Source organism: Pseudomonas sp. LB3P93 (genome assembly GCF_054898025.1).
In genome coordinates, this window is record NZ_CM142713.1 from 22,631 (window position 1) to 36,279 (window position 13,649).

The window sequence follows — 13,649 nt, forward strand, 5'->3', positions numbered from 1 at the left end:
CGGTGCGAAACGTCGCACCTTCGTGGTTTTCGGTTGCTAGGGTTCTGAGGATAGACGGCGGTGCAAAGTTCACCTGATCTGATTAGTCCTACCGTTTTCGTAGGTTTTTTTGTCCTGGCTATTGAAACTCGGGTATATGCCCTCATTGCATGAAGCACGCTTATAGATTCGGCAGGTTTCGTTCGCGAGAAAAAACCTGCGCCCTCAATTGGAGAAGCAGGCTTATGAAACGACTGTCCGATATCAAGTTCTCGACCCTTGATCTGGTGCCCGTGCGAGAGAACGGCAGCGCGGCCCAGTCGCTGCGCAACTCCCTGGACCTGGCGCAGCACGTCGAGAAATTCGGCTACAACCGCTTCTGGGTCGCCGAACACCACAACATGGACGGCATCGCCAGTTCGGCCACCTCTGTGCTGCTCGGCTACCTGGCCGGTGGCACTTCGACCATTCGTGTCGGCTCGGGTGGCGTGATGTTGCCCAACCACGCGCCGCTGGTGATCGCGGAGCAATTCGGCACCCTCGAAAGTCTGTATCCAGGGCGGATCGATCTGGGTCTGGGCCGCGCTCCCGGTTCCGATCAAATGACCGCCCGCGCCTTGCGCCGCGAACGTTCCGGCAGCGCCGACGAGTTTCCGGAAGACGTCGCCGAGCTGATGCGTTACCTCGGCCCACGCACGCCGGACCAGCGGATCATCGCCATGCCGGGCACCGGCACCAATGTCCCGGTCTGGCTGCTGGGTTCTAGCCTGTTCAGTGCTCAACTGGCCGGTGAGCGCGGTTTGCCCTACGCCTTCGCTTCCCATTTCGCACCGCGCTTCATGCATGAGGCGATTCGCGTCTACCGCAATCACTTCAAGCCTTCAGCGGTGTTGGATAAGCCTTACGTGATGCTCGGCGTGCCGCTGGTGGCCGCTGATACTGACGAACAGGCGGATTACCTGGCGACGTCGGTCTATCAGCGCATCCTGGCGTTGATGCGCGGCCAAAGCCTGGTGCAGCGTCCACCGGTGAAAACCATGGATGGCTTGTGGCTGCCGCACGAGAAAGAGGCCGTGGGTGATTTCCTCGGTCTTGCGATGGTGGGCAGCCCGCAGAAGATCCGCGCCAAGCTTGAGGTGCTGATCGAGCAGACTCAGGCTGATGAGCTGATTTTCACCTGCGACCTGTACGAACATGCGGATCGCGTGCACTCCTATGAGCTGCTGGCACAGGTCATGATGGGCTGAGGCTCAGACGATGCCCACAAAAAAGCCGACGCTAATGCGCCGGCTTTTTCATTTGTAAGGGACGTCAGCCTTGCTTATATACGATTTTCTTGGCGCCCTTTTCACAGGTGCCGACGACTTTCCCATCGGCCTCAGCGCCTTTCTCGACGATTTCCAGTGAATAGCTGGAAACACCCTTGGCATCAAGTTTCGCCGCGATTTCCGCTTTCAGCTCTTCGCACGACTTGCCCTCAGCAAATGCTGTTCCGGCAAGGCTCAACAAACCTACCGCTAAAATAAAATGCTTCATCGGTCGCAATCCCTGGTCGGATCAAAGGGAGCGTCCAGCCCTCAGCCGGACGTACTCATATAGCGCTTTGCCATTCCCTATGGCACGCGGCCAGTGCGCAAGTTCAGAACACTAGCTCAAGCTCAGCTGCTGGCAATCCGGAACCCGACTTTGAGCGTCACCTGAAAGTGGGCAGCCTTGCCGTCCTTGATGTGCCCGCGGGTTTCGGTCACTTCAAACCATTCCAGATGCTTGATGCTTTTATTGGCTTCGGCCAATGCGTTGTTGATTGCATCTTCAATGCTGCTGGTGGATGAGCCAACCAGTTCGACTTTTTTGTAGGTGTGATGATCAGTCATGGCGTTCTCCTCAGGGTGTGAAATACAGCCTAGCAGTGATTTTTCGTATTACTTCTGTCGGCTCATGCGATGCAGAAGTTCAGATTTACTGCACTTTCTCGAACCCTTGAAGTCCCAACCAACACACGCTACTCATCATCAATGAAGGAGAGCCACCATGGCCAACACCTCTTTACGTAAAGCCTCATTGCAAAGCATGGAAGCCGAGATCGAGAGTCTGCTGAAATCTTTGGAAAACCTGAAGGACGACGCCTCGGACGAGTCGCGTAAAACCCTGAAAGCATTGAAAGGCAACGCCGAGAACGCGCTGAAGCATTCGCGCCATCTGCTCAGCGATGCGTATGAAGAAGTCAAAGTCAAAACCCGCGAAACCGGGATTGCCACTCGGGACTACGCCCAGGAACACCCTTGGACTACAGCGGGCGTCGCTGTGGGTGCGCTGGGTCTGCTCGCGGCGTACCTGCTGTTCAAACGCGGCGACTAATCTGTCTGGCGCAGCTCAGCCTTGAGCCACTGCGCCAACTGCCGAGCGCGCCCGTCCGCGGCGCGCTTGGGTAGCCACAACGCCAGTTGCGCCGGGGTTTCACTGAATCCCCAAGGCGCAACCAGGCGACCGGCCTTCAAGTCCTCCGCCACCAATGGCTCAGGTGCAATCGCCACCCCCAGGCCCGCCACTGCTGCCTCCAGCAAATAATACAAATGCTCGAAACCCTGACCGTACTTCAACGCCTTGGCGTCGAGGCCACTTTGCTGTGCCCAGCTCGGCCAGGCTTGTGGGCGCGAGGTGGTGTGCAGCAATGGCTCATTCAATAGCGCTGTAGCCGGTGCGCCTTGCAGGCTTTCGTAACCCGCGAAACGTGGGCTCATCACCGGGCCGATACGCTCGCTGGCCAACTCATAGACTTGCATGTCCGCTGGCCATGGCGGCTCGGCGAACACCAACAAGGCATCGAGCCCCGGCCGTCGCGGATCGAGATCGCCTTCTCCGGCTGAAAGGTGCAGGCGCAGGTCCGGCAGATCCGCATTCAACCGTCCCAGGCGTGGAATAAACCAGCGCGCCAGCAAACTTCCCGAGCAACCCAGTACAAACGGCGCGTCGGCGGTGCTTTGGGTCAGCTCCGCACAAACAGTGCGCAGACGGTCAAAGGCCTCAGCGCTGGCATCGCGCAATCGGACGCCGGAATCTGTGAGTTTCAGGCCGCGTCCATCCTTGATGAACAGGCTCACGCCCAAGTGTTCTTCAAGCACCTTTAGCTGCCGACTGACCGCGCCATGGGTGACGTGTAGCTGTTCGGCAGCCTGACTGACGCTGTTCAGCCGGGCCGTGGCTTCGAAGGCGCGAAGGGCGTTCAGCGGGGGAAGGTCGTGGCTCATGGGATCTGTGAGTTTTCCTGACAGGTTGTGGCGATCTTATCGGTTTTCAGGCTGGGGCGTCAGGGGTAGAGTAACCGTCATTGTCATCTCACGAATCCCACTGGAGCGACCCATGACCCAGACTAATCTGCGCAACGGCCCCGACGCCAACGGCCTGTTTGGCTCGTTCGGCGGCCGCTACGTTGCGGAAACCTTGATGCCATTGATCCTCGACCTGGCCCGTGAATACGAATTGGCCAAGGAAGATCCGGCGTTCAAAGAAGAATTGGCCTACTTCCAGCGTGACTACGTCGGACGTCCAAGCCCACTGTATTTCGCTGAACGCCTGACTGAATTTTGCGGCGGCGCGAAGATTTATCTGAAGCGCGAAGAGCTGAACCACACCGGCGCGCACAAGATCAACAATTGCATCGGCCAGATTTTGCTGGCGCGGCGCATGGGCAAGAAACGCATCATCGCCGAGACCGGCGCCGGCATGCACGGCGTGGCAACGGCTACCGTGGCAGCGCGTTTCGGCCTGGATTGCGTGATCTACATGGGCACAACCGACATCGAACGTCAGCAAGCCAACGTGTTCCGCATGAAATTGCTGGGTGCCGAAGTGATCCCGGTTGTCGCCGGGACCGGCACACTTAAAGATGCGATGAACGAAGCGCTGCGTGACTGGGTGACCAACGTCGACAGCACCTTTTACCTGATCGGCACTGTGGCAGGCCCGCACCCTTATCCCGCCATGGTTCGCGACTTTCAGGCCGTTATTGGCAAGGAAACCCGCGATCAACTGCAAGCCCAGGAAGGTCGCCTGCCGGACAGCCTGGTGGCGTGCATCGGTGGCGGTTCCAACGCCATGGGCTTGTTCCACCCGTTCCTCGATGACAAAAGCGTAGAAATCATTGGTGTGGAAGCGGCCGGTTACGGTATCGAAACCGGCAAACACGCCGCCAGCCTGAACGGCGGCGTTCCGGGTGTGCTGCACGGCAACCGTACCTTCCTGTTGCAGGACGACGATGGCCAGATCATCGACGCTCACTCGATTTCCGCCGGCCTCGACTATCCAGGCATCGGCCCTGAACACGCCTGGTTGCATGACATCGGCCGCGTTCAGTACACCTCGGTGACCGACGACGAAGCCCTTGATGCGTTCCACAAATGCTGCCGTCTGGAAGGGATTATTCCTGCACTGGAAAGCGCCCACGCGCTGGCCGAAGTGTTCAAACGCGCACCGAACCTGCCGAAAGATCACCTGATGGTGGTCAACCTGTCCGGTCGCGGGGACAAAGACATGCAAACCGTCATGCACCACATGGAACAATCAAAGCAGGAGAAACACTGATGAGCCGCCTGCAAACGCGTTTTGCCGAACTCAAGGAACAGAATCGCGCCGCCCTGGTGACTTTCGTCACTGCTGGCGACCCGAGCTATGACACTTCCCTGGCGATCCTCAAAGGCTTGCCCGGTGCTGGCGCCGATGTGATCGAGCTTGGCATGCCCTTCACCGACCCTATGGCTGACGGCCCGGCCATCCAGCTGGCCAACATCCGTGCACTGGGCGCCAAGCAGAACCTGTCGAAAACCCTGCAAATGGTTCGCGAGTTCCGTGAAGGCAATACCGAGACGCCGCTGGTGCTGATGGGTTACTTCAACCCGATCCACATGTACGGCGTGCCGCGTTTCATCGCCGACGCCAAAGAGGCCGGCGTTGACGGTTTGATCGTGGTCGACCTGCCGCCGGAGCATAACGGCGAGCTGTGCGACCCGGCTCAGGCAGCCGGCCTGGACTTCATCCGCCTGACCACGCCGACGACGGATGATGTGCGTCTGCCAACCGTTCTGAATGGCAGCTCAGGTTTCGTCTACTACGTGTCTGTTGCCGGTGTGACCGGTGCGGGCGCGGCGACCCTGGAGCATGTTGAAGAGGCCGTTGCCCGCCTGCGTCGCCACACCGATCTGCCGATCAGCATCGGTTTCGGTATTCGTACACCGGAGCAAGCGGCGTCCATCGCACGTCTGGCCGATGGCGTGGTGGTGGGTTCGGCGTTGATCGATCACATCGCCAATGCCACCACACCGGAACAGGCGGTTGATGGCGTGCTGAGTCTTTGCTCGGCGTTGGCTGAAGGCGTGCGTAAGGCCCGCGTCAGCTGAAGGTAAAGTTCCTGATACAGAGGAATTAGAGCCTCGCGGCACAGACTAAACAGCAAGACCGAGGGCTTCAGGACTACGTTCTGAAGCCCTTTTTGCTGTATGTGCAGTGAGGAAGACCTGATGAAAATGTCGAAACGTCTGATTACCAGCCTGGGTGTACTGATGCTCAGTGCCACCCCGTTGCTGCACGCGAGCGCCGATCAGCGCGACGATCATGACCACGGCGGCCCGCAGCAGAGCCAATACGATAACCATGGCGACAATCATGGCGATGATCACCGTGGCCCGCAGGACAATCATCGCGGCGGCCCTCCGCCACGGGACTTCGGCCCGGTGCGCCAGACTATTCACGATAACCAGGGCTATTTCGTACGCGGTGCACCACCTCCTCCAGGCATTCATCTGGTCCGTGGTCGTCCGTTGCCTCACGGCTATTACGGTGAGCGTCTGGACAATCGAGCCTTGGGACGGCTGCCGTATTACCCGGGCTACGAATGGCGCCGTGCCGGGGGCGACATTGTGCTGATCGCCGTGGGCACCGGGATCGTCTATGAAATTCTGGAAGGCGTGCTTTGATTTAAAGTACGGGCAAAAAGAAGGCTTCGTGGATCATCCACGAAGCCTTTTTGTTTATGGCAACTCCAGTCCGCCCGCTGCTTTATGCAATTTGCGCAGATGTTCGCCAACCTGCTTCAGGTTGGCTTCATTGGCGGCCATCTCGGCCGCCCGGCTCGGTTCGAGCAGTGCCCTGACTTCCTTGTCCAGATCGCCGGTCAGCACCTGAAGCTGCTTCTGCCGCAGGTTGCTTTCCGATTCCAGGCGCTGCCATTCATTCGGTTGGGGCAATCCATACCCGCCGGTGCCGAGCAGCTCCGCCGGACGGCTGAGGAAGCCGCTGTTGGCGAGAATCTGCTGCAAGGTCGCGTTCGCCTTGTCCATGCCGCCGTTCTTCAGCTCCCGAGCACCCAGATAACGCTGTTTCACTTCATCCTGGGCTAATACCAACTGTTGACGGAAGCTCGCCTGCTCCAGCAACAGCAATGCGGCACTGGTGCGCAAGTCAGCCTGATCAAACCATTGCCGACGCTCTTCAGCTTTCAGGGCCAGCCAGTCTTCGACTTTTTCCTGCTTGATCGGCAAGTGCTTCTTCAGCACTTCGAACATCGCTTGATAACGATCACGAAAGGAGTCGAAGCGATAGCCCAGGCGCAGCGCTTCGCGTGGGTCATCAAGCACGCTGGTATTCGCCAGCCCGCGGCCCTTCATCACCTCCAGCAAACCGTTGGGCATGATGCTGTCGAGCCCGACCAGCTTCGCGTTGTTGCTGCCGCTGCGCAGCAATTTCAGGCCTTCCACTGCGCAATTGTTGGAGAGGAAATAATAATTGCCGTCGTAACTCCAATGCATCTCGGCGGCGTGTTCCACGACGTCTTCAATTTCGTTTCGCGACAGCTTCAGCGGCACGGAAGCCAGGCTGCGCAGTTCGGTCTTGGTGTATTCGTCGATCACCTGGGCCAACGGCAGTACAAACAGCCGCGACGGGTATTTACCCACCAGTCCATCCCAGCTAGAGAGCTGCACGTCACCGACAAAGGCGCGGTAGGACAAGACCAGGTGCTGGTCGAGATCGAGTCGACAGTCCGGTCCCCGTGGGCGGCCCGGCGCGCAGATCACCAGGCGCAACATGCTGTGACCCCAGCGGCTGACCCAGTTCTGGTTGGCTTCGGCCAGCAGATAGTCGACGGCGTACACCCGTTCCGGATCGACCTGACCCAGTGGCTGTTTGGCGAAGTCGTTGCCGGCATTGAGGAAGGCAAAGGACTTGCCGCAAGCGTCTTTGGCGGCGGGAGCCCAGCCGAAATGTTCTTTGTAGTAGCGATACAGCGCAGGACGACGGCAGGCATAGCTGGGGTCGAGGAGGAAATACTCCATGTTGACCGCGACGAACTCTTTGGGGCTGCTCGTTTCGTAGATGTCCGGGCTGCGGGCGATTTGCCGGTTGTGCTGTTCGCGTTCGCCACGGCGACCGACGTATTGCGGCCAGCCGGCCAGGTCGAGCAGGCGCGGGTCATCGCTCAAGGTAAAGCGGCGGTCGGATTGACCGCGGCATTCGTCCGGGATGCCGATCAGGCCTGAACTGCTGTTGCGCCGGGTACAGCGCTGGATCAGCGTGCGCTCCGCGTCCGGCCACAGGCGCGAACGGTCGTAAATGTGGGTGAGTTCATGCAACACCGTTGCGAGCATTTCGCGGCGGACGGTGCCATGGGGGCGGTAGGTCTTCTTTGTCGCGGCGCTGCCGTCCGTGAGACTGGCGAGCAGGTTGCGGTTCAGATCGAGTTCGGACACCAGCGATGCTTGGCCATAGGCATTGCTCGGCATGTCGTCAGTCCAGCCGACATCAATGCGCCGGTCCAGTCGCTCGATGAAGCGTGGCGGCAACGCCTGCATGGCTTCATCGAGCAACGCCTGGCTGGCTTGCTGTTGCTCGGGGCTCAGACCCTCGGTCTTGAGCCGTAATTCCAGGCCAGCCTGGGCCGTGTTGCAGAGTAGCAACATCAGCCCGGCCAGCAGCCAGGCACTTGGCGACTTCACAGTGCGAGGATGGCTTCGGCGAGCACCTGATCACTGGCATCCCGGGCTTCCGGCACGCGCGTGCGCAACGTGTTGATGGCCGCTTCAAGGTGCGCACCACGTATATCGCCATCGCTGGCAACGAAGCTGGCTGCATCGTCGTGGGCTTCACGGATGATCTTCGAATCGCGGATCGACGTGGTGGTATCGGACGTAAAATCGAGCGTGCGCTGGGTGGCATTGATGATGATGTTACTGGTGGCGACCAGGGTGTGCGCCTGGGTCACATCGGCCAGTAAAAGCAGGCCAAGGGCAACAGCAATCAGAGGGCTACGCATGGAACGACTCCGCAAGGACAAAGGATAACTATTGGACGAGAATTGCCTGCGCCAGTTCAAGGTCGCTTGCATGAAGTTTTGGCTGGGTCCGGCGCAGGTAAACCAGCGCGGATTCCAGTTGCGCTCCGCGTAGTTGGCCGTCACTGGCGATGAACGCCGCAGCGTCATCGTGTGCCGCCATTAGCAGCTTACGGTCGAAGGGGGCAGCGGTCACCATGCTGGTGGCGTAACCGGTAACCACGATGCCTTGTGTCGACAGGTTGAACGCGTCGTAGGCATAGGTCGAGCCCGACCAGCAGGCCGCTAGAAATACTGAAGTGAAAAACCGCTTTGAAAGAAAACCCATGAGACTCGATTGCCGAAAGCGAGTCCAAAGGCTAGCGCAATGCCCGGTTTAGAGCCAGCGCCGAAACATTGGGACACGACCGTCGTGTCCCATATGAGACCTGTTGCTTAGATCGTCAGGATGGCCTGTGCCAGCTGTGCATCGGTGGCGTTCAGCTGAGGGGCCTGATGGCGAATGTGGTCGAGTGCGCTTTCGAGTTTCACGCCACGAATGGCGCCTTCGCTGGCGACGAAGCTGGCGGCATCGTCACGGGCCGCGCGCACGATCTTGTCATCGCGAAAGGATGAAGTGACATCGGAAGTTGCATCGGAACTGGACTTCAGCGCGCCAACAACGGCATCCGTGGTCACGATAAAGCTGGTCGCGTGGGAATTGGCAGCCACGGCAAGCAGGGCTGCAGCGCTGAGCAGACGAAGACGGGACATGGTGTAACTCCTTTGGATAACCGATTGAAAGGTGATGAGGTAGCTGTTGGATCAGACGCCTGTCGTACAGCGCTCGCCACGTTCTGGTTTGATATTAGGCCTGCTTTTATCGGTTCGAACAGTCCCTTCTGTTAAAGCAGGACCCTAGCGCCAGAACGGTTTATCCAATTCATTGAGCCGATCCGCGTGGCTGATGCCCAGGTCTGAGAGTTGCTGATCATTGAGTTGGCCCAGCAAACGCCGGGTTCGAGCTCTCTCAAGGTTGGCGGCGAGCACTCTCAGCAAACGTTTAAGCCTGGTGAATCGAGGCTTCGTTGGAGGGGCGGGAGCGGAAACATTCAGTAGGTTATTCATGGCGCAATCCTTTTGCCGGTGAGTCAGGACTTCCATGTTGAGCCCTTCACTTCTGGACCTACAGATACACCGCCATGAAATTGTACTGATGCAATTTGAAAATTATAAGAACTGTACCTGTCGCCAGCTATTCCTTTTGTATCGGCACAGGCCAAGGCCGAAAACGACAAAGCCCGTCGTGGTTTCCCACGACGGGCTTTGTTTTTTCAATTTGGAGTGCTGGCGGTGGACCCGGTGGGTCAGAGCCAGCGACGCTAAGTTAGCGCCAGAACGGCTTGCTCAGCTCTTCGTAGCGTTGTGCTTCGCTAATCCCGGCATCAGCCAGCAGACGCGAATCCAGGCGAGCCAATTGATGGCGGCTGGAGATGCGGCGCTGCCACAGCATCAGGTTGGCAATAACGCGAAGAGGCATGGAAGCCTGGGTTTTTGCAGCGGTATCTTCGAAGAACAGGTCGGAACTGAGTGTACGTTCCATGGTTGACATCCTTCCGCTTGTGGCGGGATTAGGTAGTGGTTTAACTGATGCCAATGATCCTCTCGTTTGGCTAGTCTCTGTAGATACAGTTCACCTGTATTGTGAGGGACCAGTTAACTGTTAATAGGGGGTGTACTGGTCTAAATTGAGGCAACTGTACCTGTCGGCACTAATGTGGTGCGTTTTTGATGTTTTGGCTTGGCTAGGTAGGTAATTACAGTAGGAAATGACCGGTACAGCAGTACAGTTTTTTCCAGAAGTGAATGTAGCAAGGAGCAGCTGACGCAATTGTGTTTGCGTCAGCTGTTTATTCTCTGGATCAGACCACCAGCATTCGCCCGGTTTCTTCCAGCTTTATGTGCCAGCTCAGGGCTTCGCGCAGGATATGCGGAGTGTGTCCGCCCAATGCGCAAGCCGCCGTAAAGTAGTCATCCAGTGCCTGGCGATAATCCGGGTGCACGCAGTTATCGATGATCACCCGAGCCCGCTCACGTGGTGCGAGGCCCCGCAAGTCCGCCAGACCAATCTCCGTCACAAGGATGTCGACGTCATGCTCGGTATGGTCGACATGGCTGACCATCGGCACCACGCTGGAAATCGCGCCAGCCTTGGCGATCGATTTGGTAACGAAGATGGCCAGGTGCGCATTGCGCGCAAAGTCCCCGGAGCCGCCGATGCCATTCATCATCCGAGTACCGCAGACATGGGTGGAGTTGACGTTGCCGTACAGGTCGAATTCCAGCGCGGTGTTAATGGCAATGATGCCAAGGCGCCGGACCACCTCGGGGTGATTGGAAATTTCCTGCGGCCGCAGAACCAATTTGTCCTTATAGCGCTCCAGGTTGCCGAAAACGTCGGCATTGCGCCGGCTCGACAGGGTGATCGAACTGCCTGAAGCAAAGCTCAGCTTGCCGGCGTCGATCAAGTCAAAGGTCGAGTCCTGAAGCACTTCGGAGTACATGGTCAGGTCTTCGAACGGCGAGTCGATCAGGCCGCACATCACCGAGTTGGCGATGGTGCCGATACCAGCCTGCAACGGGCCGAGCTTGTTGGTCATGCGACCTGCGTCCACTTCTTGCTTGAAGAAGTCGATCAGGTGATCCGCGATGGCCTGAGTGTCGACGTCCGGCGGCAGCACAGTGGATGGCGAGTCGGACTGATTGGTGATCACGATCGCGACAATCTTTTCCGGCGGAATCGGGATGGCGGTGCTGCCAATGCGATCGTCGACCTTGACCAGCGGAATCGGCGTGCGGGTCGGGCGGTAAGTCGGGATATAGATGTCGTGCAAACCCTCAAGGTTCGGGTTGTGCGCCAGGTTGATCTCGACGATCACGTGTTTGGCGAAAATCGCAAAGCTGGCCGAGTTGCCGACTGAAGTGGTCGGCACGATGTGGCCCTGCTCGGTGATCGCCACGGCTTCAATCACGGCGATGTCCGGCAGCTTGAGCTGCTGGTTGCGCAATTGCTCCACGGTTTCCGAGAGGTGCTGGTCAATGAACATCACTTCGCCGGCGTTAATAGCCTTGCGCAGGGTGCTGTCGACCTGAAATGGCATGCGTCGTGACAGTACGCCAGCTTCGGTGAGCTGTTTATCGAGGTCGTTGCCCAGGCTGGCGCCGGTCATCAACGTGATTTTCAGCGGGCTGATTTTGGCGCGCTCGGCCAATGCGTGAGGCACGGCTTTGGCTTCGCCAGCGCGAGTGAAACCACTCATGCCGACGGTCATGCCGTCCTGAATCAGAGCGGCAGCATCAGCGGCGCTCATCACCTTATCCAACAACGAAGGCAAGCGAATACGATCACGGTACATGGATTGTTATCTCGGGCAACGAAAGCAAGGTGTGCAGTTTAGTGAGTTCAAAAAAAATCCTCCCGCTACCATGGTCGAATGCAGAGCCCTGATTTAGAGCCTTTGGTCGGTTTTTAGCGGGCAATAAAAAACCCCAGCCTACTAAAGGCTGAGGTTTTGGGTATTGCGCTGGAGCAGGTTTTACTCGATGGCTTTGACCATGTCTTCGATAACTTTCTTGGCGTCGCCGAAGACCATCATGGTTTTGTCCAGGTAGAACAGTTCGTTGTCCAGACCGGCATAGCCGCTGGCCATCGAGCGCTTGTTGACGATCACGGTCTTGGCTTTATAAGCCTCCAGGATCGGCATGCCGGCAATCGGCGATTTCGGATCGTTCTTCGCCGCCGGGTTGACCACGTCGTTGGCGCCGAGCACCAGCACCACGTCGGCCTGGCCGAACTCGGAGTTGATGTCATCCATCTCGAACACCTGCTCGTAAGGCACTTCGGCTTCGGCCAGCAGGACGTTCATGTGCCCTGGCATCCGGCCGGCGACCGGGTGGATCGCAAACTTCACGTTGACTCCCCGGTGAGTTAGCTTCTCCGCCAGCTCCATCAGTGAGTGTTGGGCGCGTGCCACCGCCAGGCCATAACCCGGAACGATGATCACGGTGTCGGCGTTGGTCAGCAGGAAGGTCGCGTCGTCAGCCGAACCGGACTTCACCGGGCGGGCTTCTTTCGAACCTGCAGGGCCAGCCGCTTCCGCCGTGTTGCCGAAACCGCCGAGCAGCACATTAAAGAAGGAGCGGTTCATCGCCTTGCACATGATATACGAGAGGATCGCACCGGACGAACCCACCAGCGAACCGGCAATGATCAGCATCGAGTTGTTCAGCGAGAAGCCGATACCTGCGGCTGCCCAGCCGGAGTAGCTGTTGAGCATCGATACAACCACCGGCATGTCTGCACCGCCGATCGGGATGATGATCAGCACACCCAGCACGAAGGCCAGAGCCAGCATCAACGCGAAGGCGCTGAGGTTGCCGGTCAGCATGAAGGTGATGCCCAGCGCCAGTGTTGCCAGGCCCAGTACAAGGTTCATCTTGTGCTGGCCACCGAACTGTACCGGTGCGCCCTGAAACAGGCGGAACTTGTACTTGCCCGACAACTTGCCGAACGCGATCACCGAACCGGAGAAGGTGATTGCACCGATGGCTGCGCCGAGGAACAGCTCCAGGCGGTTACCGGCAGGAATCGAATCACCCAGCTGTTTGACGATGCCCAGCGATTGCGGCTCAACGACAGCCGCGATCGCGATGAACACTGCAGCCATACCGATCATGCTGTGCATGAAGGCGACCAGTTCCGGCATCTTGGTCATTTCAACGCGCTTGGCCATGATCGAACCGGCAGTGCCTCCGACCAGAAGACCGACGATGACGTAACCGATACCGGCGGTTGCCAGCTCAGCGCCCAGCTTATAGATGAGGCCCACGGTGGTGAGGATCGCCAGCGCCATGCCGAGCATGCCGTACACGTTGCCGCGTCGGGAGGTTGTCGGGTGGGACAAGCCTTTGAGGGCCTGGATAAAGCAGATAGACGCGATCAAGTAGAGCGTCGTTACAAGATTCATGCTCATTACTTCGGCGCCTCTTCTTTTACGACTTTCGGGGCTTTTTTCTTGAACATCTCAAGCATCCTGCGGGTCACCAGGAAGCCACCAAACACGTTCACTGCCGCCAGAGCCACCGCCAGGGTGCCCATGGTCTTGCCTAGTGGCGTCACGGTCAAAGCCGCGGCGAGCATGGCGCCAACGATGACGATCGCTGAGATCGCGTTGGTAACCGCCATCAGAGGCGTGTGCAGCGCAGGCGTAACGTTCCAGACCACGTGATAACCGACATAAATCGCCAGCACGAAGATGATCAGGTTGTAGATACCGGGGGAGATAAGCTCTTCCATCGTCTGAATCCCTGC

At 58.4% G+C, this 13,649-nt stretch carries 17 protein-coding genes; 5 read left to right on the forward strand and 12 right to left on the reverse strand.

The genetic code is table 11. The annotated features are described in order from the left end of the window. The first annotated feature begins 224 nt into the window (after positions 1-224). Positions 225-1,226 (forward strand): LLM class flavin-dependent oxidoreductase, encoded by a 1,002-nt coding sequence (locus ACYZT8_RS00130; protein ID WP_461978259.1) that lies wholly within the window; start codon positions 225-227, stop codon positions 1,224-1,226. 64 nt (positions 1,227-1,290) lie between these two features. Here the strand turns inward: ACYZT8_RS00130 and ACYZT8_RS00135 are convergent, their stop codons facing one another. Both ACYZT8_RS00135 and ACYZT8_RS00140 read right to left on the reverse strand, forming a co-directional pair. Next, positions 1,291-1,515 (reverse strand): DUF1161 domain-containing protein, encoded by a 225-nt coding sequence (locus tag ACYZT8_RS00135; protein WP_461978261.1) that lies wholly within the window; start codon positions 1,513-1,515, stop codon positions 1,291-1,293. A gap of 122 nt (positions 1,516-1,637) precedes the next feature. Beyond that, positions 1,638-1,853 (reverse strand): dodecin, encoded by a 216-nt coding sequence (locus ACYZT8_RS00140; RefSeq protein ID WP_010465710.1) that lies wholly within the window; start codon positions 1,851-1,853, stop codon positions 1,638-1,640. Between the two features lie 157 nt (positions 1,854-2,010). Here ACYZT8_RS00140 and ACYZT8_RS00145 point away from each other — a divergent pair, with 157 nt between their 5' ends. Continuing rightward, the gene (locus ACYZT8_RS00145; protein WP_010465712.1) at positions 2,011-2,337 is read left to right on the forward strand and encodes an ElaB/YgaM/YqjD family protein; all 327 of its coding nucleotides are present in this window, start codon (positions 2,011-2,013) and stop codon (positions 2,335-2,337) included. On the opposite strand, the gene ACYZT8_RS00150 is transcribed toward ACYZT8_RS00145, so the two are convergent. Beyond that, complete coding sequence (locus ACYZT8_RS00150) at positions 2,334-3,227, reverse strand: LysR family transcriptional regulator (RefSeq protein ID WP_461978263.1); 894 nt, start codon at positions 3,225-3,227, stop codon at positions 2,334-2,336. The genes ACYZT8_RS00145 and ACYZT8_RS00150 overlap by 4 nt on opposite strands. A 112-nt stretch (positions 3,228-3,339) precedes the next feature. Between ACYZT8_RS00150 and trpB the strand changes: the two genes are divergently transcribed. The 3 genes from trpB (at position 3,340) to ACYZT8_RS00165 (ending at position 5,948) form a co-directional block, all read left to right on the forward strand. Beyond that, the gene (trpB, locus tag ACYZT8_RS00155) at positions 3,340-4,560 is read left to right on the forward strand and encodes a tryptophan synthase subunit beta (protein ID WP_461956505.1); all 1,221 of its coding nucleotides are present in this window, start codon (positions 3,340-3,342) and stop codon (positions 4,558-4,560) included. Then, complete coding sequence (gene trpA / locus ACYZT8_RS00160) at positions 4,560-5,372, forward strand: tryptophan synthase subunit alpha (RefSeq protein ID WP_461978265.1); 813 nt, start codon at positions 4,560-4,562, stop codon at positions 5,370-5,372. The genes trpB and trpA overlap by 1 nt, the downstream gene beginning before the upstream one ends. Before the next feature lie 120 nt (positions 5,373-5,492). Next, positions 5,493-5,948: an anti-virulence regulator CigR family protein gene (locus tag ACYZT8_RS00165; protein WP_461978267.1), complete on the forward strand. Its 456-nt coding sequence runs from the start codon at positions 5,493-5,495 to the stop codon at positions 5,946-5,948. A 54-nt stretch (positions 5,949-6,002) separates the two neighbouring features. Here ACYZT8_RS00165 and ACYZT8_RS00170 read toward each other — a convergent pair whose 3' ends face one another. The 9 genes from ACYZT8_RS00170 to ACYZT8_RS00210 form a co-directional block, all read right to left on the reverse strand. After that, positions 6,003-7,964, reverse strand: coding sequence for a DUF7844 domain-containing protein (locus tag ACYZT8_RS00170; RefSeq protein WP_461978269.1), 1,962 nt, complete (start codon positions 7,962-7,964; stop codon positions 6,003-6,005). Next, positions 7,961-8,281, reverse strand: a complete 321-nt coding sequence (locus tag ACYZT8_RS00175; RefSeq protein ID WP_094469762.1) for a DUF2388 domain-containing protein — start codon at positions 8,279-8,281, stop codon at positions 7,961-7,963. Before ACYZT8_RS00175 ends, ACYZT8_RS00170 begins: the two co-directional genes overlap by 4 nt. 28 nt (positions 8,282-8,309) lie before the next feature. Continuing rightward, a complete protein-coding gene (locus ACYZT8_RS00180) occupies positions 8,310-8,627 on the reverse strand; it encodes a DUF2388 domain-containing protein (protein ID WP_461978271.1) in 318 nt (105 codons plus the stop codon). A gap of 107 nt (positions 8,628-8,734) precedes the next feature. Further along, positions 8,735-9,052 (reverse strand): DUF2388 domain-containing protein, encoded by a 318-nt coding sequence (locus ACYZT8_RS00185; RefSeq protein ID WP_010465729.1) that lies wholly within the window; start codon positions 9,050-9,052, stop codon positions 8,735-8,737. 144 nt (positions 9,053-9,196) lie between these two features. Further along, entirely contained in the window at positions 9,197-9,406 is a 210-nt protein-coding gene (locus ACYZT8_RS00190; RefSeq protein ID WP_461978273.1) for a DUF1127 domain-containing protein, read from the reverse strand. A gap of 259 nt (positions 9,407-9,665) precedes the next feature. Beyond that, positions 9,666-9,818 (reverse strand): DUF1127 domain-containing protein, encoded by a 153-nt coding sequence (locus tag ACYZT8_RS00195; RefSeq protein WP_370694728.1) that lies wholly within the window; start codon positions 9,816-9,818, stop codon positions 9,666-9,668. Between the two features lie 382 nt (positions 9,819-10,200). Then, entirely contained in the window at positions 10,201-11,694 is a 1,494-nt protein-coding gene (locus ACYZT8_RS00200; RefSeq protein WP_461978275.1) for an acetyl-CoA hydrolase/transferase family protein, read from the reverse strand. Positions 11,695-11,874: 180 nt separating this feature from the next. Beyond that, on the reverse strand, positions 11,875-13,311 hold the full coding sequence (locus ACYZT8_RS00205; protein ID WP_461978277.1) for an NAD(P)(+) transhydrogenase (Re/Si-specific) subunit beta: 1,437 nt from the start codon (positions 13,309-13,311) through the stop codon (positions 11,875-11,877). Further along, positions 13,311-13,634: an NAD(P) transhydrogenase subunit alpha part 2 gene (locus tag ACYZT8_RS00210; protein WP_007947884.1), complete on the reverse strand. Its 324-nt coding sequence runs from the start codon at positions 13,632-13,634 to the stop codon at positions 13,311-13,313. Before ACYZT8_RS00210 ends, ACYZT8_RS00205 begins: the two co-directional genes overlap by 1 nt. Positions 13,635-13,649 lie beyond the last annotated feature (15 nt).